Source organism: Bradyrhizobium sp. 23AC, from assembly GCF_054863025.1.
The window spans coordinates 207,529-231,225 of sequence record NZ_JAVAYN010000011.1 but is presented as its reverse complement, the minus strand read 5'-3'; the positions used below and the strand labels follow the sequence as shown (position 1 = coordinate 231,225).

The 23,697-nt window shown below is 56.8% G+C and carries 18 protein-coding genes and 2 pseudogenes; 11 read left to right on the top strand and 9 right to left on the bottom strand.

Going from position 1 to position 23,697, the window contains the following annotated elements:
- Positions 1-392: 392 nt before the first annotated feature.
- Entirely contained in the window at positions 393-1,544 is a 1,152-nt protein-coding gene (locus RAD10_RS25020; protein ID WP_461619583.1) for an aminotransferase class I/II-fold pyridoxal phosphate-dependent enzyme, read from the bottom strand.
- Between the two features lie 527 nt (positions 1,545-2,071).
- Between RAD10_RS25020 and RAD10_RS25015 the strand changes: the two are divergent.
- Positions 2,072-2,426, top strand: a pseudogene (locus RAD10_RS25015) (transposase); the annotation flags it as partial.
- Between the two features lie 605 nt (positions 2,427-3,031).
- Positions 3,032-4,324, top strand: a complete 1,293-nt coding sequence (ectB, locus tag RAD10_RS25010) for a diaminobutyrate--2-oxoglutarate transaminase (RefSeq protein ID WP_461619582.1) — start codon at positions 3,032-3,034, stop codon at positions 4,322-4,324.
- Between the two features lie 915 nt (positions 4,325-5,239).
- Here the strand turns inward: ectB and RAD10_RS25005 are convergent.
- The 3 genes and pseudogenes from RAD10_RS25005 to RAD10_RS24995 all read right to left on the bottom strand — a co-directional run bounded on the left by RAD10_RS25005 (position 5,240) and on the right by RAD10_RS24995 (position 8,324).
- Complete coding sequence (locus tag RAD10_RS25005) at positions 5,240-6,259, bottom strand: ATP-grasp domain-containing protein (protein ID WP_461619581.1); 1,020 nt, start codon at positions 6,257-6,259, stop codon at positions 5,240-5,242.
- Positions 6,260-6,642: 383 nt separating this feature from the next.
- Positions 6,643-7,612, bottom strand: a pseudogene (locus tag RAD10_RS25000) (transposase family protein); the annotation flags it as partial.
- Positions 7,613-7,745: 133 nt separating this feature from the next.
- Positions 7,746-8,324 carry a GNAT family N-acetyltransferase gene (locus RAD10_RS24995; RefSeq protein ID WP_461619580.1) on the bottom strand — a complete coding sequence of 193 codons (579 nt, stop codon included), beginning with the start codon at positions 8,322-8,324 and terminating at the stop codon, positions 7,746-7,748.
- Positions 8,325-8,760: 436 nt separating this feature from the next.
- Here RAD10_RS24995 and RAD10_RS24990 point away from each other — a divergent pair, with 436 nt between their 5' ends.
- The 3 genes from RAD10_RS24990 to RAD10_RS24980 all read left to right on the top strand — a co-directional run bounded on the left by RAD10_RS24990 (position 8,761) and on the right by RAD10_RS24980 (position 12,980).
- On the top strand, positions 8,761-9,315 hold the full coding sequence (locus tag RAD10_RS24990) for a GNAT family N-acetyltransferase (RefSeq protein ID WP_461619579.1): 555 nt from the start codon (positions 8,761-8,763) through the stop codon (positions 9,313-9,315).
- 1,082 nt (positions 9,316-10,397) lie between these two features.
- Positions 10,398-11,426 carry a radical SAM protein gene (locus RAD10_RS24985; protein ID WP_461619578.1) on the top strand — a complete coding sequence of 343 codons (1,029 nt, stop codon included), beginning with the start codon at positions 10,398-10,400 and terminating at the stop codon, positions 11,424-11,426.
- Positions 11,427-11,585: 159 nt separating this feature from the next.
- On the top strand, positions 11,586-12,980 hold the full coding sequence (locus RAD10_RS24980; protein ID WP_461619577.1) for a Gfo/Idh/MocA family oxidoreductase: 1,395 nt from the start codon (positions 11,586-11,588) through the stop codon (positions 12,978-12,980).
- A gap of 738 nt (positions 12,981-13,718) precedes the next feature.
- On the opposite strand, the gene RAD10_RS24975 is transcribed toward RAD10_RS24980, so the two are convergent.
- On the bottom strand, positions 13,719-14,156 hold the full coding sequence (locus RAD10_RS24975; protein ID WP_461619576.1) for a hypothetical protein: 438 nt from the start codon (positions 14,154-14,156) through the stop codon (positions 13,719-13,721).
- A 664-nt stretch (positions 14,157-14,820) separates the two neighbouring features.
- Between RAD10_RS24975 and RAD10_RS24970 the strand changes: the two genes are divergently transcribed.
- Positions 14,821-15,138 (top strand): hypothetical protein, encoded by a 318-nt coding sequence (locus tag RAD10_RS24970; RefSeq protein WP_461619575.1) that lies wholly within the window; start codon positions 14,821-14,823, stop codon positions 15,136-15,138.
- Positions 15,135-15,902, top strand: coding sequence for an amidohydrolase family protein (locus RAD10_RS24965; protein WP_461619574.1), 768 nt, complete (start codon positions 15,135-15,137; stop codon positions 15,900-15,902). Before RAD10_RS24970 ends, RAD10_RS24965 begins: the two co-directional genes overlap by 4 nt.
- A gap of 691 nt (positions 15,903-16,593) precedes the next feature.
- Here the strand turns inward: RAD10_RS24965 and RAD10_RS24960 are convergent.
- The 4 genes from RAD10_RS24960 to RAD10_RS24945 form a co-directional block, all read right to left on the bottom strand.
- Positions 16,594-17,502 (bottom strand): LysR family transcriptional regulator, encoded by a 909-nt coding sequence (locus RAD10_RS24960; RefSeq protein WP_426420552.1) that lies wholly within the window; start codon positions 17,500-17,502, stop codon positions 16,594-16,596.
- A gap of 367 nt (positions 17,503-17,869) precedes the next feature.
- On the bottom strand, positions 17,870-18,712 hold the full coding sequence (locus RAD10_RS24955; protein ID WP_461619573.1) for an isocitrate lyase/phosphoenolpyruvate mutase family protein: 843 nt from the start codon (positions 18,710-18,712) through the stop codon (positions 17,870-17,872).
- Between the two features lie 42 nt (positions 18,713-18,754).
- Positions 18,755-19,954, bottom strand: a complete 1,200-nt coding sequence (locus RAD10_RS24950) for a pyridoxal phosphate-dependent aminotransferase (protein ID WP_461619572.1) — start codon at positions 19,952-19,954, stop codon at positions 18,755-18,757.
- 135 nt (positions 19,955-20,089) lie between these two features.
- Positions 20,090-20,968: an IS1 family transposase gene (locus RAD10_RS24945; RefSeq protein WP_461619571.1), complete on the bottom strand. Its 879-nt coding sequence runs from the start codon at positions 20,966-20,968 to the stop codon at positions 20,090-20,092.
- A 126-nt stretch (positions 20,969-21,094) separates the two neighbouring features.
- Here RAD10_RS24945 and RAD10_RS24940 point away from each other — a divergent pair, with 126 nt between their 5' ends.
- The 4 genes from RAD10_RS24940 to RAD10_RS24925 all read left to right on the top strand — a co-directional run bounded on the left by RAD10_RS24940 (position 21,095) and on the right by RAD10_RS24925 (position 23,630).
- Positions 21,095-22,213 (top strand): helix-turn-helix domain-containing protein, encoded by a 1,119-nt coding sequence (locus tag RAD10_RS24940; protein ID WP_461619570.1) that lies wholly within the window; start codon positions 21,095-21,097, stop codon positions 22,211-22,213.
- A gap of 10 nt (positions 22,214-22,223) precedes the next feature.
- The gene (locus RAD10_RS24935; RefSeq protein WP_461619569.1) at positions 22,224-22,709 is read left to right on the top strand and encodes a hypothetical protein; all 486 of its coding nucleotides are present in this window, start codon (positions 22,224-22,226) and stop codon (positions 22,707-22,709) included.
- 274 nt (positions 22,710-22,983) lie between these two features.
- Positions 22,984-23,283 carry a hypothetical protein gene (locus RAD10_RS24930; RefSeq protein WP_461619568.1) on the top strand — a complete coding sequence of 100 codons (300 nt, stop codon included), beginning with the start codon at positions 22,984-22,986 and terminating at the stop codon, positions 23,281-23,283.
- Between the two features lie 89 nt (positions 23,284-23,372).
- Entirely contained in the window at positions 23,373-23,630 is a 258-nt protein-coding gene (locus RAD10_RS24925) for a hypothetical protein (protein WP_461619567.1), read from the top strand.
- Positions 23,631-23,697: the final 67 nt, after the last annotated feature.

Sequence of the window (23,697 nt, the reverse complement as noted above, 5' to 3'; positions counted from 1 at the left end):
CCCTGGCGCGCTTGTCGAGGTCGGTGAACAGCAAGCTATGAGCCACCCCGTGCCGGCGCGCCACGCCGCGTGGCGCGAAGAGCCATTCCATCCGGGAGATTGGGGCGGTCCGCCTCGACAGTCCCGTAATAACTGCGGCGCAATGCAGCCACCCGCAGCGGCTCACGGCATAGGAGATTGCACGAACGCTCCCCGGGCGTTTGCGCCAGGCGCAATAGCCGGCCGTCGAGACCTCGAGTGCGGCACCACTCAACTAGGATCGAGCCGCATTTCAGCCCAGGTGGTTCCGTTTCATTTGCAATGACTCGAATGCTAATCAGCTCACAGTCTCGGGCCCTCTATCGGGATTTCATTTTACGTGCAGCCAATTTCATCGATACCTTAAACATGGATCATCTCAGAGGGTAGGGCTTTCCGGTTGTTTCGACGACTGCTTCTAAGATGCCCTCGCACAGCCGCTCTATGTCGCTGGCCTCATGCTCGGATGAAATGGACACTCTAATTCCGGCCGTTCCGTTCCCCGGCGTTGGGAAGATCGTCACTGACGTACAGAAACCTCTGTCGAGAAGTCGTCTGGCGACGCCAATCGCATTGGCCTCCGCCCCAACGGTGATCGTTCTAATCGGAAGTGAATTGCCTTGCTCCACCGTCGCGAGGCGACGGTCAAAGAGGCCGATACGTTGCGCCAGCCGCCGTTGCCGCTCGCCGAGTTCTGCTGAGCGGTGAATTTTGCATGACCCAAGTGCCGCGCCAACTGCGGCCAGATTGGCAGCCCCTGAAAACACTTCGATAGTGGAGAATTGTCGAAACAAAGCCTCGTGCGCACTTGTTCCGAGCATCAACAGGCCGCCAGATGCACCGAATCCTTCGGCAAGCGAGGCCGCTATGCTTGTTCGATCGCCGAGCGCTTGCGGAAACTGAGAGCGAGCAAGCCCTTCGCCTTGTCGGCCAAAGATCGATATGCCGTGAGCGTCGTTGATATGAAGAAACAGCCCATAGCGTTCCTGAAGCTGACGCAAGTCGGTTAATAGCGAATTTCCTCTTTCGGAGCAAATATCGTCACATACATAGACCACTTCGGGATTGTCGCGGCACAATCGTTCGAGAGCGTCGATGTCATTGTGGTCAATCGTTTCCACACGGGTTTCACCAGCGATGATCCGCTTGCAATAGACCAGAGAGCCGTGCAGCAAGTAATTGAACACAACAATCGGCTTTCTTTCACCTGTCAGGCGGCCCGAAGCAAGCATGCGCATCGCTCCCAAATTGGCGAGCAGCAGACTGGAGGAAGGTATAGCGCGCGCGCAAAACATCTCAGAGAGGGTGTTTTCCAGTTGTTCAAGAAGCGCGAACCTGAGATGCTGTCGGGACCAACGTGATGACCGTTGCGTCTCAATTGCTTCGATTGCCCCGGCGACGACCAACGGATGGCTGTCGAGGCCCAGGTAAGAGCATTGCACGAAATCAATTGCCTGCTGAGCAGCGTGCGGTCCCCTATCGGAAGTAATCGGGCGTGTGGTCGCATAACGTTCATCGATGGCCATGAGATCTGCTGTATGGGCTATACAAAATACTGCCGGCCGTCTCCGGGCATGCATGCGGTGTTCCGAAAGAGCTCACTCACGCGGCCGCCCTTCCGCGCAACGAGCCGATGTGTTGATTCGCTTTCCATTCTGATCTCCCAACCTATGCAGCCGTCTGCGCCCGCAGAGATTTAGGCAGGCCGAACGAATTTCGGAAGACAAACGGGCAGTAAGCTAACTAAACCACTGGCCGCCTGCCTTGGACACTACTACATCAGATAGGGCTTCAGCACAGGGCAGCATTGTAGCAGTGTCGCCATCCGAAGCTACTAAAGCAATCCGGTCTTGGCCGATTCTGTTGAAAAAGCCGGCTGTTGCGCGCAAAGATATCAATGATTCAATCTGTCTAGTTTGGCGAGACTGAAAATCATGATGGGGCATCGGCAGGTCGAACAGGCTACGTTGTTCTGTGAGTTCTCGCTCAAAAGGCATATCCCGACCGATCACTGCTGCAGTTGATCGACAGGTTTGTCACCACGACCGGAGCGCTGGTGAACGATGGTCCCACGATGCTTTACGTCGCCAGCAAGCGTGATTGCGATCGATGCGCATTGAAGCCCCGGTGTTGCCCCAAGCAGGCGTCACGGAGGGTACCGCGTTCAATCTATGAGGGGGCTCGTGACATGGCCCGCGAGATCGCAAGGTCGTGGGAAGGATGCACTTCGCGCCGGCTCCGCAAAAAGATCGAGATGCTGTTCGCACACCTCAAGCGCATTCTCAAGTTCGACCGTTTACGTTTACGAGGCCCAAATGGCGCGCGTGACGAGTTCACCCTCGGAGCCACCGCCCAGAGCTTTCGCAAGATGGCCAAGCTGATCAATGCAAACTCTGAAGCCCGCATAAAGGTCGGTAAAGCCGTTCGCCGCATCGGCGCTGGCGCCAATACATCGGATTGTCGCCGCCTTTTTCAACGAAATCGGCCAAAGGCGGAAAGATAGCCAAACCTAGTTAGTTCGATGCCATCGAGAAGGACATCCGTGGCCCCAGCGCCGCGGAGCGCCGTCTTGTTCGGCAAAGCCGTCCTGGCCGGCAAACGCTTTGTGGCGCGCAAGAGCGCCGACGCCCGCGGTAAGATAAGGAGCAGACCTCGGACGCGCCTACCTGCGTAAACACCTCCTTGGCGCTCTCATCGAGGCGACCGTTTCCTGTACCAGACCGGCCGCAAAGGGCTCCAAGGATCATGAACAGGGAAAGGCGGTCGTGTAACTTCTCTTCCGAGGACGCGAGTGTATCACCCGCGAGAGGACCACGCACTCGGAGAAGTGGCGATCTGCTAATGCGGCGGTCGATGTCAGTCGGGCTGCGCCCTGGGTACGCAGTCAGAGACTACGGGATTTGGTAGCTTCATTGCTCTTGGTTCTTATGCAACCGTCTGGGAGAAACCAATTATGCACCTCGCCACCCGGCCAACCGTGCAGATTTACTCATCATCGCTGAGGAGACTACCAATGGGCGAGGCGATTAGTATCGAAGAAGGTAAGTTGCGCGCTGTTGAAGAGCTCGAATCCAAGGTCCGCTCGTACTCACGTTCGTTTCCTGCTGTTTTCAGTCGTGCTCGCGGCTCCATCATGTTGACTGAGAATGGTCGGCAGATGGTAGACTTCTTCTCCGGTGCTGGGGCGCTCAATTATGGCCACAACAATCACGCCATCAAAGCTGCTGTTATTGAGTATCTGGCGTCAGATGGCATGATCCATGGCCTTGATATGGCAACTCCTGCTAAGATCGAATTTATGGAGACTTTCAACTCTGTCATACTCGAGAGCCGGGCGATGCGGTATCGTTACCAGTTCACGGGGCCAACAGGGGCTAATGCAATTGAGGGAGCTTTAAAGCTCGCGCGCAAAGTCACAGGGCGTCAAAATATCATCTCGTTTACCCAAGGGTATCATGGCTTGAGCTTGGGAGCGATCGCCGCGACAGGCAATCGCTTCTACCGAAAGGTCAGCGGCGTTTCACTGTTTGGCACAACTTTCATGCCTTACGACGGTTATTTGGGCTCAGGTGTCGACACGGCTGAGTACGTACGAAAGCTGTTGATGGACGGCGGCAGTGGAATCGACGCTCCAGCAGCTATTTTACTCGAAACAGTGCAGGGCGAAGGTGGAATAAATGTAGCTAGCAAGAAGTGGTTACAGTCGATCCAGGCGATAGCAAAGGATGCCGGCGCGGTTTTCATAGTTGACGACATTCAAATGGGTTCTGGACGCACGGGCGAATTCTTCAGCTTCGAGTTTGCGGAGTTGTCGCCTGATGTCATCGTGCTGTCGAAGTCGCTAAGTGGGTACGGTCTACCGTTATCAATGTTGTTGATCAGGGAGGGACTGGACGTATGGGAACCGGGAGAGCACACCGGCACCTTTCGCGGGAATAACCTCGCATTGGTATCTGCAACCGCAGCGATAAACTTATACTGGCGCTGCACGAGGTTCTCGGAGGAGGTTCGCCGTATGGGAGCGCTATTGCTAGACCGACTTGAGGCCATTGCGTCCAAGCACGGAAACGGGTTTTCCGTTCGAGGCCGTGGTATGGCAGTGGGGTTCGATTGCCGAACGACCGAACTCGCAGAAGCAACGGCAAGAAGGGCGTTTGAGACGGGATTGATTATCGAACGATGTGGACCCGACGATCAGGTTGTGAAGTTCTTCCCAGCGCTCACGATCGATCTCGAGACGTTAAATCAAGGCCTGGAAATATTCGAGAAATCATTGATCGAAACAGTGGCTGGAGTACCAGAGTAAAAACTTTTGATTGCAACGGCGTAGGCAGATGCGGTCGCGGTTGCTTCCGAGAGCTAGGATCGCGAGGTATTTATAAGAGCTGAAGGACGAACAATGGGTTCCGCGCGGCATGCAAACGCTGCTGCATGCTTGTTTGACCGGTCGCAATCCACACCGCACGCTTGACGGAACCTGGATCATCTCGGCGTTGGCCGGGCGCGATATCGATCTCAGCGGCGCAGATGGCCTATATACCGTACGGGATACGACTGAATCCGCAACCAGGCTGGTAAGCGAAGAGCGCGGGCTGAGCGCGTAGCCGGGCTTCCTTTGCATTTGGGGACTCCTGCGCGTGTTGAATGCGTCGCATGAATGCGTCGCATGAATGCTGAAGCGACGCTGCTCCGACAAGCTGGAGTACCGCCTGAAGATTCTTCAGAGCGAGTTCGAGCGTCTCGTGCTTAGACCGATGCCGCCGCCGAACGGTTCGCAACGGTTCAAGCGGTTCGACTTGGAGCACCGCTATCAATTCCATAGGACCAGTGGGCGGCCAATGCGCGTTGCTTGGCATCGTGCGCTCTGGGTCTACCGGCCGCCGAGGCGCCTTCTACAACGGTCGTCGCCTTCATCAGGCACTCGGCGATCGCACGTCGACAGCGGTCTGGCGCGAACGGTGCAGACCGCGAAGGCCGTGACGCGTTGACCAGATGACCACAGCAGCAGCAGACAGAGTCTCTGGCAGCGTGACAGAAAGGGAGGAGGAGCGGTCAGTTTCTCGGTTTCCAAATAACAAACCGGTTCAATCGGTCCCGCTTCACGAGTCCATTTCACAAACCTCAGCAGGTGCCTCCTCACCAAAGTTGGCATGAGCGGAGAAACGAAGAAGCATCCAGTTGGACGAGGTTGAGCGATACGTCGTCGGGTCTGATTATACGTTCATGGCTCGCAAGTGCGTATTTCACGAAGACGAACCGTCTTGAAGTGAGCGATGATTAGTTCGGCGACTTTGTCGGAACGGTCTACTCCAGAAGCCAACTGCAAGTCGTATAGCCCCCCCGGATTTACAAGGTTTATTTCGATTATGTAAGGATAGGCCATGTCTATCCCCGCGAAGTTGATTCCATGTGCCATCAGCTTTCGACCGATCGACTCGGCTAGCTCAATTTCGTCCTGATGCAGATCCGCCGGAACGGGCTTTCCTCCAAGCACTATGTTGGATCTGTGATCGTCTGGATGCCCGAGTCGACCGTGCCAAGCAACCGCCTCTCCGCAAGCAACGATGACACGCTTCTCGCCGCGGACCACCTCCGGAATGTACTCCTGAAGAACGGTATACTCACCTTTGAAGCCGCCTAACTCGCCGAAGCTATCTTTGTACGCAGCCGTATTTCCGGTAAGGCATTGCAGGATTGCCCGAACATTTGGTCCTTTTGGGGTAAGTAGAAAGACGTTTTGCCCACAAGTGGAATTTGGCGGCTTGGCTACCCACCACTGATCTGAAGTCTGTTGGTAGCGATCCCATAGCAGCGAAAAATCATTCGAAATATATGATAGAACTCTGTTCGCCTTAGGCACGACGTAGCCCAATGCATGCTTTGGAGTAAGAAACATCAGGCCTTCGATGCTGTTAACGAAGGAGGTATGCTGAGAGGCCAACCAAAGCATTTGCCAAATGTCAAGCGATACACGATCTTGAGGATGGTTCATGACCCAGACCAACTGGCATTCGTCGAGAAAATAGACATTTCGTTTTCCTCCTGCCGAGGCGCCGGGATGATATGGCTCGGCATTTTGAGGCACTAAAACTCCTCTTGTGGAAAAGCGATAATCGTCCGCCGAAATAGAATTCAGTTCTCCGAGAATTACTTCGCAACCCAGCCGTCGAAACGCGTTACTGATCGGTGCGTCGTTCTCGCCTAAACAGTCGAGTGTATTGGTAAGTATCAGCAATCTCATTAGAGTCTCCTAAAGGTCAATCCCGTCTTAAGTATCGAGAAGCCTCATCTGTGTTCCAAAGCGCGCAGGTAGCTCCATCATCGAAATCACTTAAGGCAGAACCAATGCAGCCGTTTTTCAGCCATCCGGTCTGCACTGAGATATCGGCCCAGTGCTGCACAACCCAAATTGCAATCCGCGTGCCAAGGTTTCCTGGCTCAATAGGTTATTGAACTCGTTCCAAAAGGCCGCCGCCTGTTGAAGTCGGTCAGAAGGCTTAGATCGAACAAGATTCGCGCGGTTGTCCGACGCGAGACAACGATTATAGAGTTGATCTGATAGAACCGCTCGTGGCCTGGCGATAGAAGTGGCCCGGTTGTCTGAGCGGCAACTACGTGTCCAGAGGCGAAACTTCTGCCAGAGTTGGCGCGCGCGTCGGACTCGGTGTCGTAGGCCAGAGAGACTTCCTCATATTTGATGCTGCGCCACAACCGCTCGCCGAACACATTGTCTCGCCAGTCGCTCTGGCCTTCCATGCTCATGCTGCCCTAATCGGCGAACATATCGGAGAACGAATTGCGAGCCATGATAGGTGAAGATGCGGCTCCTCCGGTGATTAGCAAGCGCATTCTCCGGCGTCTCGTCGCAGAATGTGGCTCCGTCGTGATCGAGACGTGCCCGACACTACCTGGCGGCTGAACCAATCGAGCACCGTCGCGAGATCGATGAAGCCGAGCGCAACGTGGATGTAAGCATGTCCATCGGCCAGACCTGGTTCGGGCGTGTGATCTCCGTCCGACGCGGCAAATATGGATAGATCTTCCCGGGTTTGGACCTGATGGTACGCGGCCGGCGGTTGGGCGCCTCCTCCGCCACATCAGCGTTTTGACATGCCGGCCGTTTCCTGACAGCCAGCCGATCTCGTAAATTTGCGAACCGGCGAAAGGAAAATCCAGGTGCAGCCAGTCAAGCCGTCGCATGATCGCGAGGTCGGCAGATGGCAGGCAGTGGTAGATAATCGCGCTGCTGCGGTCGACCTTCAAAAATCGGCAGGTTGTGCTCACAGGTCAGCGCTCAGCAGGCCGGCATCGCTGAGCGCGCATTTTTAAAAGAATCGTTCCCCAGCGTCAGCTTCCTGGTCATGGCGTGCAGCGTTTTCACGCCCACGGTGGGCTCGCTCGTTCTGTTGCCGCCATCAGGACCAAAGCGCTCCACCGCCATTCCCCGAAGCTCGAACTTCCACTTCGTGATCCGATTGGGATGCAGGTCGAATCGTTCAGCCATTTGAGCCAGCGTCATCTCGCCCTCGGTCGCGGCCAACGCTACCCTCGCCTTGAATGCGGCTGCGTCGTGTCGGCCGGATCGTCTGCTCATCGTCTCTCTTGATTTGGCCAGACAATTATCCACCGCAGAAACTCGACTTATTACTTGGCCAGATATCCGGAGTCAGATCTGCACGCAGCCTTCGGTTATCGATGTTGCATGCACAAGTTGTCTAGTCAGACAGTTATCGCAACTGTTTCCACAGCCATATGTCATTGTGCCATTCTCCTCGAATGAGCGAAAGTTCGCGCAGTGTCACGACACGTCGAAATCCGAGCGAATTGAAATTCTTGGTCGCTCCGACATTTCTCTCAAGGGTGCGACCCAACAGCGCACGTAGTCCAAAAGCGTTGGCGGTGTTAATCAAATGCGCAAGCATCAGCCTCCCGATGCCTTTTCTCCGGTGCTGTTCATCAACGTAATACGACACTTCGGAGAGCCCCATATATTCAGGACGCATCGAAAGTGTGTTCAGGGAACACCACGCGATCACTTTCCCGCTTTCATGCTCATAAACGAAGGCGGGGTAGGGGTCTTTATGCTCCTTCAGCCAATCCAACCGTTCGGTGCGCGTATCGGGCGACACTCGACTTATGGCAAAGACGCCAGGTGCCATCGCTTGATTGTAGATTTTTGCGATGTCTTCAGCATCTGGGTATTTAGCGCGTCGAATCACCATCAGGCACCAGTTGTTTGAAAGTCCGTTGCAATGATGGAGCAAGCACGCAGGTTCGCGCGTCTGCCAACCATTTCGATCAAACATGGGCAGCTAGACGTCCGCTGCCGCCCGTGGAAGGAGGGAGCGGCGTCAGCTAGAGTGTGCTTAACAGTGTGAGTATTTGGACTGTCTACACAAGCTACAAGCTCTGGTAGTGTTTGCCCCCCTTGTGCGATGGCCTTTCGCATCTTTTCTTGAGAATGGGCGGTCCCTGCATTGGCGTCGCTCTCTGAACATCAATTGCAGCACGTTGCGTCAGTTCACCGCACGGGAGGCCTGCCATAACGTGCGCAAGTCGCAATGGGCCTCGTTAATCAACGAGTTGTAGCGATAGTTGCGATCGCTTCTCGAAGAGAAGCTGGGCGGTGTTGCTTGGGCCGCCTTGTGAAAAAGAACGTTATTGATCAGTACCTGACCAAAGAGGATGCGGTGGTCGGTTGCGTTGCCTCTTTAGATGGTGCGTCAGGTGTGTCGCCTCATCATGCCGGATCCGATCCCACAAGAGATTGAAGGGCCAGAAATGCAGTATGAAGTACGCCGGTTGCAAACGGATGATCTACCCGAAGTAACGGACATCTACAACGCAGCATGTCGGAATAGAGAATCGACGCAAGGAAGACGACCGTGGAGCGTCACGGAAATGAATGAATTTCTATTCGCGCGTTGTACCTCATTTGTGGCCTGCACCTGTATGAGCAACGGTAGCGTGATCGGATGGACAGCACTTACTCGGCACCATGACAATGAAGGATTGAGACAGGCAGCGGAGATGTCGCTCTATGTTCAAGGGTCGTTTCGTCGTAAAGGAGTTGGATCCGCTCTTGCAGACGCTGTTCTAAGCCAAGCAAGTACGGCCAATCTACATTGCATCGTAGCAATGGTATTTGCTGATACCCCGAGCGTTATTTCTTTTGCAGAACGAAAATGTGGACTTTCAGTCGTGGGATGTCTCCCCGAAGCGTTTCCCGGTAGTGAAGCAAACTACGACATTCTCGTTCTCCAAAAACTTATAGGGCCATGGACTCAACTTCCGTAAAGCTTGTGAGACCAGTCGCCCGTGAATAACGTGGATTTCAGCGCGGGCCGAACTGAAGTCGAGCGTGGCGGGACGATGATTTTAAAGCACCAACAGCGTCAGCCATCGTATGAGGCGGCGGTACATACTATTGGGTGACCGGCATGGGCATGAGTCCCTTGAGGCTGGTCATGAGTAATGGAGCCACCCCATCGAGCTAAAGGCCAACAATCTCGACCGGTCTTCCGCCATCTTGGAACAGAACAGCACACTTATCACGGTCATTTGGGATGAACCTCTCGAGCGGGCTTGTCACAGGAGTAGTCCCCCGGCCTGGGTTGTCATCCGTTGAAGAAGCTTGGCGCCGCCGAAGACGCGCTGCTCCAGTTGCTGCAGCGCTGACGCGAGGAGACGGCAGAGTTTAGGCTGCGATCACGCGCATAGTTGTCCCCCTTGAGGTTGGCCGGACGCCTGGCGCGATCTGGAACCTACCGTATGGGCTATGGCTCGCTCTTCACGGTTCAGCAGTTGGAGTGCCCCATCCGGGATCTGACGCGCGCCTTGCTTGACAAAGCAAAGTCCGCGCGTTTGACAACCTCCCTGTGAGCGCGCTGACAAGGTCAACGACTTCACAAAATCTGAGAGCAATGGAATATGCGGTTCGTTTCAAATATGTCGGCTACACCAGATTGCTGGAGTAGGAGGACGATCAGAGTTGCTGCTCAATAAGGCGCGTACACCAACAAGAACTGTGCCCGCAAAGGGCGGTTGCCTGCCGTGCGAGATTATGACGGGGATGTGTTGCGGTTGCTGCCAACGAATGATGCGCAACTTCCAAGGATGGGAACGTGAAATGCTCATTGCTACGGATACGGCCGTGATTGATGCGCGTGTCGCTGGGTGGCCTATCTGGAAGTAATTGAATCGGGCTAGCGTCTTCGGGCAATGGGCGTGCGTATGTCTGAGACCAAACACACCTGATGTCTAGAATCCGCCAAGCTGTTTGGAGCGCGACATTGCCCCTCAAAGTCGTCGGAGATTCGGCGCGTCGCACTGGCATAAATCCTGCTGCAACCCTTCTGGGAGAAAGCTAGGAGGATGCCATGCCAAGCGACCATCTGCTACCCATTGTCTTCAACCACGCGAGAATTTGCGTATCTTTCTACTGCAATCTTCATTGCGAGCACTGCTATGTTCCTGAAGAGTATCGGGATCAATACAAGCGGCTTTTGGAGCCATCACAACTATCGATCGAGGAGATGAAGGAGTTCGTCGACCTTCTCGTCGACAAATATTCGCTGAGAAAAGTCTCTTTGACGGGTGGCGAGCCGCTTCTTAAGCGCGTGTTTCCGCGCACGGCGGCCGTGATGGCCCATGCAAACAAGCGGGGCCTTCACGTCCAGTTGAACACAGGGGGCCTCGGCCAGGTGCCAATTTATGACGTCGTCTCGTTCTTTGACGATCGCGAGAAGCTGACGTTCCAGTTCAGTTTTGACGGTGCGAAGCGGAACACGGTGGACCGCTTCCGGGGCAAGGCGGGTGTTTACGATTCTGCACTCCGGCAGATGGCTGAGGCGGCCAATTGCGGGGCCTTGGTGCAGGCCAGGATGACGGCCAACCGGCACAACATCGGTGAGGCGCTCGACGCCTACCGACTCCTGTCGTCAATCGGCGTCTACTCCTTCAGGGTCAAGCCGATGTTCGCCTCGGGCGTTGCCCTCGGCAATGAGGATGCGCTCTTGGGCTCGGCTGACGAAATTCGAGAACTGCAGGAAGCCCTGATGGGAATTGCTGCGCAGCCCAGCTCAGCACGCCTCGAACTACCGCCGCCGATTTTCATCGATACGTCGCAGCCGCGGCCAAACGTCAGATATACCGAATGCGACTGTGGTGCCACCGCGGTCTACCTCTCTACGGACGGCGATTTATATCCCTGCTCCTTCGTCGTCGGGGATCCCGATAGCCGCGAGTTCCTCCTCGGCAATATCCGATCGCCGGAATTCGACCTGGAGAAGGTTTGGCGTAGCTCGCCGGCTCTCAAGAAATTTCGGGCGAACAGCGGCTGCGGCCAATGCCCGAGCCAGGTCGCCCTCCTGAAGAATGTCGAGAACCGTGCGCTTGCCTGCGCATGACGAAGGAATCGATGAACGGAAGGCGCCTTCATATCGGCGGTTCTCGGTGTGTGAGGAGGCAGTATCCCACCTTGTCAGCGTCCGTCAGGTCGACCCAGTGTCTGCCCTCATCGCGTCCGAAGTTCTGATTGAGGCAAAAGTGAGAGAGTATCAGAAAGCATGCGAGGAGATATCATCCTTGTTGGGCTCGGTCCTTATGCCCGGGCGAAGTATATTCCTCTGATCGAAGATGCCGTCGCCAGCGGTCGGGCAGCCGCGTTCCATGTCGTCGAGCTCGACAGCGTGCGAGGCGATGTGGATGCCTTTTTCCGGACCCGCTCCTGCAAGCCGGCGAGCCTCTCATGGGTACCCGATCTCCGGCGACGGGCGATCTGGTATTCCGGCCATGGGGAGGACGTCCTGACGGCTCTGGCACGTCCAGGCACGAAAGTGATCGTCGCGACCGAACCCAAGGCTCATTTGGGCTACCTGCGCGCGGCGCTTGGACTTGGCCTTGACTGCCTGGTCGACAAGCCCGTCGTTCTTCCCATGGGATCGAATGGACGCCCTGCCGCGGACCGGCTGGTTGGTGCGGTAGCCGAGCTCAAGGAAATCTGCGATCGGTCCGGCGGCCGTTGCGTGGTCATGACGCCGCGCCGCTACAACGCAGTCTACGAATTGGTTGGACGCTATGCGCGCCGCGCCTCCCGAAACCTTGGCACGCCGGTCACCTATATTGGCATCGAGCATCACGCGGGAGTGTGGAACACGGAGGAGGAGATCCTCTCCCGGGAGGACCATCCTTACCGCTACGGCTACGGAATGCTTTGCCATTCCGGTTATCACTACATCGACATTCTCTCCGGTCTCCTGGCTCACAATGAGGACCACTTCGGGAGGCTGGCGCTCGAGCTGGATGTCCACCGGGCGACCGCCGCCGACCACGTCGAGCAGATTGGCCCGCATCCGGTAAGCAGGCTTCGCGGCGACGCGCCAGTCCCTCGTCGACCGTTTCCCGCGCCGCCGTTCTGGGGTGAGACGGATATTGTTTCGTCCGGAGCCGCAAGGCGTCCCGGAAGCCGCGACACCGTCTGCCTGTTTCGGCTTGACCTTCTGCAGACCAGCGTGTCGCTTCGCAACTGGCGGCAACTGCCAACCGATGCTTACAACAAGAACGGACGGTACGGGTCCGAGACCATCCGCTTGAATATCGGTCCCTTCGCGGCGATCGAGGCCAGGATCTTCAAGCGCCCACACACGAGCATGGAAGGTCATCCGCAACTGACCAGGGAGGCGCACATCACGCTTTGGCGGAATGCCGGTTTCCTCGGCGGCGCAGCCTTGCGCGAACGGCTTTATCCCGCACGGGACACGCTTGTCCGAAATGCTGAACTTGGCGCTGGCCGCAAAAAGCTGTTTGACGATTGGCTGGCGGGACGGAGCGACAAGAGTTCCCTCGAGTCGCATACCCGGACGATATCGCTCTTTGCTCACTATTTGGCGGCACTCACGAGGGATGGAGCGAACAGAGAACAGACGATCCCATTGCGCGCCGTCAACAAAGTTCCGGCGTGAATGTCGCTTCGACCGCAGCGCGCCCTCGGCATTCTGGGCGTGCCGTGTTCGCCAGAAACGGCCCGACATTGGCCATCATGACCGTGACCGGGAAGGTGGGGCTCTTGGCCGCGCGTACGGCATGCCAGATGTATTTTCTGACCAACCGCGAGGCGATTGGTGAAGATTGACCGTCACGACGCCCTGTTTGACCGGAGCCATCCTCTGCCCAGCAACTACCGAGCGTACAGGCAGTCGGTTCATACACGCCTGGTGAAGATCCTTCGGCAGCATCCGGGTGCCGCTTTCTCGAGATCGGCGTAGGGCCGACCTTCAGGCAGGAGCGGTTCAGGGCCATCGACGAGCTCGGCATCCACTATGTGGGCTTGGATTTCGAACATGTTTGCGCCGAACGCCGGGGCGACCTAGCCGCGGCCGGAATCGCGATCGAAACATCAGCTTTCTGGGAAATCCGTCAGGAACATACCTGTTCAACCTGATTAGGCTCGCCAGGAATCGAGAGACTTTTGATATCGTCTATCTCGATGGTAGCCATTCAATCTACGTCGATTTAGCGGCCGCGATTGCAGCAGTGCGGTTGTTGAGGCCAGGCGCCTTGTTCCTTTTCGATGATATGAGGTTTTCCTTCGGAAGGAGACATTTGATTCAGATCACAACTCAATATGCGGACGCCAATGAGAACGGGCAGTTGACCGAGGATGAGGCCAGCGAACCTCACGTCACAATCATACTCCAAGACTATCTGATCCCTTTATTCAGCTTTGAGGTGGAGCGGTCGTGGTCGGATCCTGATTGGATCGCACTTCCCGCGCCCAAGTCCGCTCCGTGGATGCGGCTTTGACGGCTCTCCCACGATCGGGCTCCGCGATCGACGTCTGCACCGCTGTCACGAACGAAGCCGGCATGGCTCGCCATCTTGGCACGCCTGAAGTTGCCGCCATGGTCATTCGAGGCCTTGAACTTGCAAACGTTCTCGACTGCCGTGTCGTCGTTCTTTCGAAAATCGATGATCGAGCTGTGATCAAGGAGCCCCCGCCGGCAAATCAGCCACCAGTTCGGCACGGCGCGCTTGGCGCCGGCTAAGGGCTGAGGTCGCGCGGCGCTGTAGGCAAGTAGTGCCCCGATGTGGTCGGTGATGGCCTTTCGTTTCTGGTTAACGTGTCCAATTTTCTGCAAACCCCGCGCCTGCGTGCGTTGCTCAATTGAACGAGGCCCATGCTGCTTCGTGTCGACGGCGTTGATGTTTCGAGCCTAGGTCAGGATGGCATTGCTGGTGAGTTCGCTGCGGATACGGCTGAGACCACTATCTTCGATCTGCCACGCTCAATCGCTGGCCGCTCCAGTTCCTGCGGCCATCCGGCTGCCGGAAAGCGAGGGGGCAGGTGCGATTGCCCCTTCGATCGCCCGCGCAATCACAAACCATCGCGAAGATAGAGTTCTCTGGAATCCTGCGCAATGGCGCAAAGATTGCTGGATTTCTGCGCGACTTGATCCTGCGTTGTGAGCCTGAAGCAAAAGGAACTGCTATCCGGATTAGAAAATGACTTAGGCAAGATTGCTAAGGGAGTTCGGTGTCACCAAAGCAGTCATGCTGAACGCACAAATGTCATGTAGGCCTTACGATTGGAGTCAACCGCAAGCATATGACGGCGGCCGGCCCCAGCGTGGCAATCGAGACAAATGTCGGCGGTGGCATTGGCGGAAGGATGACAATTATACGCTAGGTGCTGCCAACGATTCTGGATTTCGCTCGCAAGGTATTTGCATCGCGCGAAATGATTGTAAGGCCTCAAAGAGCTGGACCTTCCGAATTGCGTCACTGCAAGATAACCGGATTGTCGTGACGTATCCGCATCCCGTATCGTTTTTCCGCAACGAGACTTACATTGCTGACCAAATGACCAAGAAGAGCATCTGCAGCGAGCCCGCATTTGCAGTGTCGCGCGAGCACTCCGTCGACGGATTCGGCCCTATCGGTGAGGTCATGGCGGCACATCTTCATCGCGCGGACGCGCAGCCGGACATCACCGGCAGCGTGCTTGAGCAGGAGCTGGAAAGTCTCCACTCTCGCGCCGGCATCGAGATTATGGAGATGTGTGTGAGCTGCGGTCTTTTGAGCGTTATTCCGGCGAAGCTTTGCGGCGAGGGCGCTTCATGAGGATCGACTGCGAGGTGCATGCTTTCCGTCTTAAGAGCCGGCAGGCTGTGCCCATCATCGACGGCTCCATGGAAACGCTGGAAGGCGCCGCGCGCGAGTCCAAGATCGCTGGGCTGGTCCTGGTCCAGCCTGCCTTCCTGAACGACGATCCGGCCGAGCTCTTCGCCCAGGCGAGCCAGGCCCGGATGCCGGTGAGGCTCATTCCGCCTCTCGTGCGACCGCTTGCGCCTGAGGTGCTGGAGGAGTGGGCTCGATCAGGCGCCGTGGGTTTGACGCTAACCCTCACCGATCCAGATCCACTGGCCGAATCCCTTGAAGCCGCGCTCCAGCTAGGCTTGCACTTGGAGGTGTCGGGTGGCCTCGAAGGACGCGAGCACCTGGTAGAGTTGCTTCTCGCGGACGGCCATCGACTGGTTTTCCGCGGCTTCGGACTTGCAGACAGCGCGCGCGATCCTGCCTGGGATCCACGTCTTGCGCGGCTCCTGGCGCTCGCCAAGCGAGCCGAGGTGTGGGTGAAGCTGTCGGGGATCGGACGCGTCCCAGATGGCTGGGCCCAGGCAGCCGGGGCCAGGATGCTTCAGGAGCTCGGGCCGAAACAGCTGCTCTGGGGCTCGGAGTGGCCGCACGTCGCAGCCGCCCACGCCTACGCGCCATCCTATGCGCAGACATTTGAGTGGCTTGAGGAACTCGTCCCAGACGAGGACGCCCGAGGGCGGATCCTTGGCGAGACGCCTGCCGCCCTCTACCGATTCTCCGTGTCTTAAGACCTGCGTGCCGAAATGACGAAATGAGCATCGTCCACCGGAGCGCGGGGCTCGCCGCCGAAAGAGGTTTGGCTCAAGGAATTGGCCCATCGAAGCGGTCCATCAAAGCTTTCCGAGAACCCACACCGAGTGCGCGTAAAGCCAGTAGAGCGGAAGAGGAAGCCGGCACCGCATAGGTTTGGCTATGGAGGCAGACGCGCAGACTACGGTGGAGGTTATCTGTTGAGGGGCTGATGACATGTCTGATCGATTTCCAATCTTCGAAGTTATCTTGGAACAGCGCAGACGAAGATGGTTGTGGTCGGTCCGCACGACCGGAGGCGCGCTGGTCATGACAGGTTCAAGAAGCAGCCGCTCCGCTGCTCGCTACCAAGCCGACCGGGCGCTCTTTTTGATGCTGCTGAGCGCGCCCTACCATTCGCAGCTCTCGGAGCGAATGATCCAGGCTAATCAACAGGCTCGCGCGCGGCGCTCGCTTCCGCCCAAACTTTAGAGTCGGTTGACGTTCGGAAATCGCGGGCTGGTAAGCCGTTTCCGTCGGGTCCTGGACTTAGTGGGAGCCGGCCAGATAATGGTGGCGATGAAGGTTCCCCTCAACCGCTCGATATGGCTGCCGCTGTGGTTTCGAGGAAGAGCGGTCTCAATAGCGCGGGTCTGCTCCTTGAGAGGAGCCGCGATTGCTCACGCGATGTCAAGCGGCTTCGAGGAGGGCGGCCTTTTTGCAAAGACGGACGAGCCACCGGCAAAAAGCCCGAGAGATTTCAGAATTGTCGCTGCGGTCGACAGCATAGGCGCGATATTGCATGCCGCTGCCAGTCCGAGATCCCGGTACCACGTGCAGAACGCCTCCGCGCACCAAATCGCTGACAACAATTTCGGGCGCTACCAGAAGGCATTTTCCCGTCATGACCGCCGGCAGAGCAAGGTAATTATGATCGTATCGCGCGCCGGTCTTGACGTCTGCAAAGGTCAGGCTCATCGCCCGCAGCCAGGTGGGCAGTATGTCGGGGCGCGACGTGATGTTCAGAATTGGCATCGAGCGAACGATCGAGAGGTTCTTGCCATTCACGTGACTTGGCGAGCCTACGCAGACGAGTTGCTCGTTGTAGACCTCCCAATCATCGGCCGGTTCGATCATGGAAAGATCGCGCGTAATCAAAACGTCGTAGTCGTCCGACGATGTCGGCTGAGATAGCGAACTCGTGACATCCACGATGACGCCGCCCATCTCAGCGGAAAATGCCTGGAGATTCGGAATCAGAAGCGAGTAGGCGAAGGTCGAAAGCGACGTGCGCACCACAATCCGATTGGCGCTTGGGCGGGTCCGCCGGCGCATCCTCTTTGCGGTGAAGCACACCGTGTCCAATGGTTCGGCGACCGTGTTTGCAAAAAGCCTTCCGAATTCCGTCAATTCGCTTCGTTTTCCGCGTCGCGCGATGAGGTCGGTCCCCAGATACTCCTGCAGCACGGCGAGATAGCGGCTGACCGAGCTCTGTGTCACTCCCAGCGCGCTGGCCGCGCGCGTGACACTTCCTTCTCGCGCGATCGCCACGAACACGCGAATCGCGTTGATGGGCACTTCATCGTCGTCGCTGGCCATCTTCTATTCCCGCGCGTCCTGAGATGTCCGCTGATTTCACGGTGGGCATTACCAACCGAAGATATTCAATCACATTATTCGATGCTTATAGCCTATTTGATGTTTGTTGCCGGATTGCTGCTCGTCGATGGCCTTTCGCGCACAAAACATGCGCGGCTTAAGAACCAGTGCGACCCCTACCGTTAGGCTCAACACGTCAATCGACCGTCTCCTCCCGGAGACGCATCTTAAAGCCGCCGGGACGATTGGCCGGCGATGCCTCTCCTAGAAGTCGCCCCACCCAGTATCGGCCTCATGATCGCCTGACAGGCGCTCGGACGTCACTTACCGCATCGAAATCTCGATGGTTGCGGGGGGAATGCTGCATTCAGCGGAGGAACCGAGCTTCAGCGGCTTTAACCTCGTCCATCTTCTGAAGTCTGAAAATCTCCTCCACCGGCAGAATGTCCTTGTGGACGTTCTGAACGCCACCGTCGGCGATGATGCGGCGGAAGGTCTCCTGCATGGCAGTTGCAGCAGCGCGGATGCCATAGTTGCCGTAGATCATCATGCGTATGTTGCGGAGGGACTTGACACGCTCGGCGTCGAGATCCGGGTAGGCATTCGGCACAATGACCAGCGGCACCGCGCCGGCCCAAGCCCGCGAAAAGCTTTCGATCTCGCAAGAATCCTTCTTTTTCGAATGGATCAGGATCATGTCGGCGCCAGCCTTTACATAAGCTTTCGCGCGATCGAGGGCTTCCGCTTCGCCAAGGCCGGCGATCAGGGCTTCGGTGCGGGCGATGATCAGAAAATCTGGGTCCCGTCTTGTCGCCACCACAGCCTCGATCTTGCCCTGAAACTCTTCAACGCGCAGCAGTTCCTGGCGGCCGCCGGCAACAAGGCTTGTCACTTTCGGAAAAGTCTTGTCCTCGATGACAATGGCGCTAGCGCCGGCCCGCTCGTATTCGCCGACGGCGTGGATGACATTGATCGCATTGCCGTAGCCCGTATCGATGTCGGCCACAATCGGTAGCGTTGCGCGTCCGGCGATCGCCCGCAGCATGTCGAGATGCTGTGTCATCGAGATCAGGCTCATATCCGGCAGGCCATAAAGTGCCGACAGCTCGAACCCGGAAGCCCACAGGCCATCGAACCCGGCTTGTTCTGCGAGGATCGCCGAAAACGGACTATGGGCGGCCATGATGTGGACTAGGGCGGTCTCGGCCATGCGGGCGCGGAGGCGTTTGGCAGGGGACATCGGAGAGACCTTTCAGGACAAAGCCGCGCAGGCTGCGATGATACGATCGCACCCGCGAGTGAGGTCCTCGAGCGAGGAGGCATAGGAAATGCGGATATAGGGTGAGGCCATAAAGCCGCTGCCGGGCACGACGGCCACGGCGAAAGCGTCGAGCAGATACATGGCGAAATCGGTGTCGGTTTCGATCTCCTTGCCATCGGGCGTGCGCTTGCCGATAACACCCGCGCAGGAGGGGAAAACGTAGAAGGCACCGTCCGGCACCCGGCACGAAAGCCCCTCGGCCTGGTTCAGCTTGGTCACGACGACATCGCGGCGTTCGAGAAATGCGCTCGCGAATTCCTTGATATGCCGCCGGCCCCCGGATAGCGCCTCGATGGCGGCATATTGCGAAATCGAGCTGGTGTGCGAGGAGGTCTGGCCTTGGACGAGGTTCATGGCCTTGATAAGCGACAAAGGTCCCGCGCCGTAACCGACCCGCCAGCCGGTCATGGCGTCGGCCTTGGACACGCCGTTGACCGTCAGTGTGCGCTCATAGAGGTCCGGCGCGACCGCGGCCATGGTCGCGAAGGCCGCATTGTAGGTCAGCTTCTCATAGATGTCGTCGGACAATACATGGACATGGGGATGCCGGCGCAGCACCGCGGCGAATGCAACCAACTCGCCTTGGGTGTAGACCGCACCAGTCGGGTTACATGGCGAATTCAACATGAGCCATTTGGTGTGCGGCGTGATTGCCGCCTCCAACGCCTCGGGACGCAGCTTGAATCCATGGAATTCATCGCAAGGGACGAGAACCGGCTTCCCACCAGCGAGTGCCACCATATCGGGATAGGAGACCCAGCACGACGTCGGGATCACCACCTCCTCGCCCGGATCGAGGCTTGCGAAAAGCGCGTTGAAGACAACTTGCTTGGCACCACAACCCACGGTGATCTGGTCGATACCGTAATCGAGACCGTGATCGCGGCTGAAGATATTGCAAATCGCCTCGCGCAGCGGCTTGATCCCGGCGACGGGCGTGTATTTCGTCCGCCCGTAGAGGATCGCCCGGATGCCGGCTTCGCTGATCGCGGACGGCGTGTCGAAATCCGGTTCGCCCTGGCTGAGCGTGATGACATCGACGCCCTGATCACGCAATTCGGCGGCGCGCGCTGTCATCGCCTTGGTTTCAGAGGGGCGGACGACGTCGAGCCGTTGTGCAACGAGGGGCAAGTTGGAAGCCTGTGAACTCGGAAGGAGCACTTTTTCGACGGCTTCTACTCGCTCTCAAGCGGTCTATCCAATTGTGTTATCTCATTTTCAAATGGAATCATCGGAAGATGCGATATATCGGTGCGTAGTAGTGTCTCAGTTTGAAATCTCGTCGGCTTCGCGCTTCTTGTAGGGACCGCGAATACCCGGGACCGGGTTGGCGGCATCGATCAGTGCAACGATATCCGGCATTTTCAGAACCGTTTCGATCAGGCCAGAAGCCATTGCCGGGGTAACCCCCAGCGTCTTGTGGACCCGGCAGAAGTTGTAGAACACAAAGTAGAGCGCCAGCGCGTGGCAGTGGTTCTCAAACTTCTTGCTGAACGCATTGGCGAGGCGGGTGAACCGGCGCATTGACATGCGCATAGTGAGGTTCTGGCGCTCGGCAAAAGACGTATTGATAAGGTCCGGGTCCGGGTTGCCCATGATGGGCTGCTTGATCGCACCGATGCACTTGGGCGGGCTGTAGCGGCCCGCGCCAGCATAGTCCGTCGCGAAAATCTTGTTCAGCATCGCGTAGTCAGCATCCAAATCGACTTCTGCCGCGGCCTTAAGGTAGGCCTTGTGGCCGTCCGTGGTGAGCTGGACGCGGTTGGCAAGCCGCGCCTTCAGGTCGGCCATGAAAGATGTGCCAGTGTGCGCGCTACGGTCGCCAACGTGCCATGAAACAATCAGCTTGGAGTCGGCATCGATAGCCGTCCAGGTCCAAACGTCGCCAGCGGCGGCCTTGGCGAACTCGACGTTCTTCTGCTTGGCGTAGCTGAACGACCAAATCTCATCGCACTGAACGGCCTTGGCGGCTACGCCGCGCACGGTCTTGTCGTGGAAAACCGCGCAAGCCAGCCCGGCATCAATCAGCAGCTTGGAAACAGTGTTGATCGAGACCCCCGTAACCCGGCTGACTGACCGCATGCTGCTGCCCTCGCAGAGCATCGTCAGGATTGGAGCGCGGATTTGCAGAGGCAGCTTGTTCATATCCTAAAGCATAGCGAGTTCCGGTTATGTTGCAAGCATAAAGTTCAGTTTAACGGAAGCGTTAACGCGATATTGATGTTTAACTTATTATGGTCTAAGAGGGAAATCAGCAGGGACGAATTTAGAATGCCAGACGACCAAGTTCCACAAGAGACGCCGGGGCAGCTTGTGAAGGAAGCAATGGAAGCGAAGGGCTGGAATCAAAGCGATCTCGCCTTTGCGCTTGGCACGACTACGGCCGCCATCAACCAGATATTGAGCGACAAGCGCGGTATTAGCCACAATATGGCCCGCACTCTTGGTGCGGCCCTCGATCAGCCGGCAAGCATGTTCGCGCGCGTTCAGGCCGAATGGGACGTCCAACGGGCGGAAGAGCCAGATCCAACGGTTTCGGCACGCTCGCGCGTTCTCTCACAATACCCCCTCCGGGAAATGATCAAGCGCGGCTGGATCGACCCCGAACATAGGGCCGGTTCGCTAGAACAGCAGGTTTGTCGCTTTTTCGGTGTTTCGACGCTGGACGAGGTTCCCCATCTAGCCCATTCGGCAAAGAAGACCGATTACTCGAACATTCCCGCACCTCAACTGGCTTGGCTCTTTCGCGCGCGCCAGATCGCATCCGAAATGCATCCCGAGTCCTATAATCGAACGAAGCTTCAGCAAGCTATTGCGGAGTTTTCATCGATGCGAGATGAGCCCGAATCCGTTCGTCATGTCCCGCGTCTTCTCAGTGAGGCTGGCGTTCGCTTTGTCGTGGTTGAGAGCTTACCAGGAGCGAAAATTGACGGCGTTTGTTTTTGGCTGTCACCGACCGCTCCCGTCGTCGGCATGTCTATGCGGTTCGACCGCATCGATAATTTTTGGTTCGTCTTACGCCACGAATGTGCACACGTTTTGCACGGCCATGGAATGACTGAAGCCATCGTGGACGAAGATTTAGGCGCGACAAACGAGCCTTCGACCAACGAAGAAGAGCGAATCGCCAATACCGAAGCTGCTGATTTTTGTGTGTCGTCGGAGCAAATTCGTTCGTTTTACCTACGTAAGAAACCGTTCTTCTCGGAAAGCGATGTGTTGGCATTTTCGAAGCGAGTTAAAGTTCATCCGGGTCTTACCATTGGGCAATTACAACGCATGCTCAATAGGTACGATCTCCTGCGAAAGTATCTTGTGAAGGTCCGCCCACATCTAGCGCGGTCGATGATGATGGATGGTTGGGGTGATGTGATCCCGACCGATTCATAAGGAGACGGACTTGGGTACGTATAAAGAGAATATGCTCGATATCTGGAAACAGTATCACGAAGAGGTTTCCGCTGAACCAGCCGACCTTCGAGAGCTTGCTGCATGGGCTATGGCGAAAGGTAAATGGGCCCCGCGTCCTGTTGACGTGGCCGCAAGCTTCGCTCGCGAGATGGCTGACATACTTCGCGAGCAAACGAGGACCGACAAAGACGGACGGCAATACCGCGCTTTCATCCCAGCAAAGACGAAAGACAAAGACGGTTTCCCGTTGTTTAGATGGGCTGATATCGATCTGGCCCCTCGCAATCACGTTGAAAAGGGTGTGCAAGGCGAAAGGCGCTCAATAGCCAACGATTGTTTCGCCTTGGCAATGAAGGTCGATCACTACAACGCGACCCATCCAAAGGAAGAGCCGCTTCAAGTAATCTTCAATTTCGAGGAAGACATTGAGGAAATGAAGATCGCGCGCGGGATTGAAGACGACGACGCGGCTTAAGTGCTTTTTTTCCAACGGGCGGATGCAGCCGCCCGAGCAATTTCTGAACGCTGCTCTTCAGTAAGCGTCTTAGCGCGCGCCGCGCCGCCCTTTGCTCGTTTAGGTGTTCTGCCTGGGGATTCCGAAATCTCGCCGGTCGCAATCCGGCCGACCATGACGGCGGCACCGATCACGTCTCCGGGGCGTCGCTCGCCTTTAGGGCCTCTAGGCATTGATCCAGTTTATTCCTATCAGCTTTGGGCTGAGCATATCCGAATAGTGGGAGTGACACCAGATGGGTCAAGCGAAATGGGAGATGATGAAAAAAGAAGAACAACATGAGTGGGCGCGCACCCTGCTCTGCGAGCTCGGCATTCTTGAGGAATGCGAGAATCATCCGGGCACTTATTTTGATGGCGACGGAGACGTTGAGCGGGCCTACAAGGTCGTTAATGCTCGTATTTCGAGCGGAGAAATCACGCTTAAATCTGGGCAGGAGCGCCGCGACGTAACCGACTTACTCAAGGAGGTGTACGAAGACAACTCTGGCTTGGACAGCTGCCAAGAATGCGATCGCAACTTTGGTCCAGACTAAAAAACACAGCCTGAGATAGCTAGAGCCGCAGCTTTGGCCCGCTGGAAGAAAAGCTAGCGGTAAGCCTCGCAAGGGAGGAGACAATGCCGTTGAACGACTATAACGACCCGGAAGCCGGTCTCGAATTTCCAAGGCTGCAAGCGCGCATTCACGAGCTGGAGGGCAATACAGCTCAGGTTCAGCTCTGGCTCCGCAAAGAGCTGGGAGAGGATCGCGAAGTCATCATGAACCAGAAAATAGGTGGCTCTTGGCGTGATGCGTTTGAATACGTGTTTGCTCAGGCAAAAGAGCGCAAATTGCCGATCGATCCCGATGATATCGAGGTTCTTACCCTCGACGGCAAATAAATTCAAACTGAGACTCTACCGTCTCTTTGGATACGGCGTGCGTCTGTAGTCCCTCATCGAGTGACCG

What these genes read in the sequence shown, in the direction of transcription:
- RAD10_RS25020 (WP_461619583.1), bottom strand. Translation starts at nt 1,544, where the DNA reads ATGGCCATCGATGAACGTTATGCGACCACACGCCCGATTACTTCCGAT.
- ectB (WP_461619582.1), top strand. Translation starts at nt 3,032, where the DNA reads ATGGGCGAGGCGATTAGTATCGAAGAAGGTAAGTTGCGCGCTGTTGAA.
- RAD10_RS25005 (WP_461619581.1), bottom strand. Translation starts at nt 6,259, where the DNA reads ATGAGATTGCTGATACTTACCAATACACTCGACTGTTTAGGCGAGAAC.
- RAD10_RS24995 (WP_461619580.1), bottom strand. Translation starts at nt 8,324, where the DNA reads ATGTTTGATCGAAATGGTTGGCAGACGCGCGAACCTGCGTGCTTGCTC.
- RAD10_RS24990 (WP_461619579.1), top strand. Translation starts at nt 8,761, where the DNA reads ATGCCGGATCCGATCCCACAAGAGATTGAAGGGCCAGAAATGCAGTAT.
- RAD10_RS24985 (WP_461619578.1), top strand. Translation starts at nt 10,398, where the DNA reads ATGCCAAGCGACCATCTGCTACCCATTGTCTTCAACCACGCGAGAATT.
- RAD10_RS24980 (WP_461619577.1), top strand. Translation starts at nt 11,586, where the DNA reads ATGCGAGGAGATATCATCCTTGTTGGGCTCGGTCCTTATGCCCGGGCG.
- RAD10_RS24965 (WP_461619574.1), top strand. Translation starts at nt 15,135, where the DNA reads ATGAGGATCGACTGCGAGGTGCATGCTTTCCGTCTTAAGAGCCGGCAG.
- RAD10_RS24960 (WP_426420552.1), bottom strand. Translation starts at nt 17,502, where the DNA reads ATGGCCAGCGACGACGATGAAGTGCCCATCAACGCGATTCGCGTGTTC.
- RAD10_RS24955 (WP_461619573.1), bottom strand. Translation starts at nt 18,712, where the DNA reads ATGGCCGAGACCGCCCTAGTCCACATCATGGCCGCCCATAGTCCGTTT.
- RAD10_RS24945 (WP_461619571.1), bottom strand. Translation starts at nt 20,968, where the DNA reads ATGAACAAGCTGCCTCTGCAAATCCGCGCTCCAATCCTGACGATGCTC.
- RAD10_RS24940 (WP_461619570.1), top strand. Translation starts at nt 21,095, where the DNA reads ATGCCAGACGACCAAGTTCCACAAGAGACGCCGGGGCAGCTTGTGAAG.
- RAD10_RS24930 (WP_461619568.1), top strand. Translation starts at nt 22,984, where the DNA reads ATGGGTCAAGCGAAATGGGAGATGATGAAAAAAGAAGAACAACATGAG.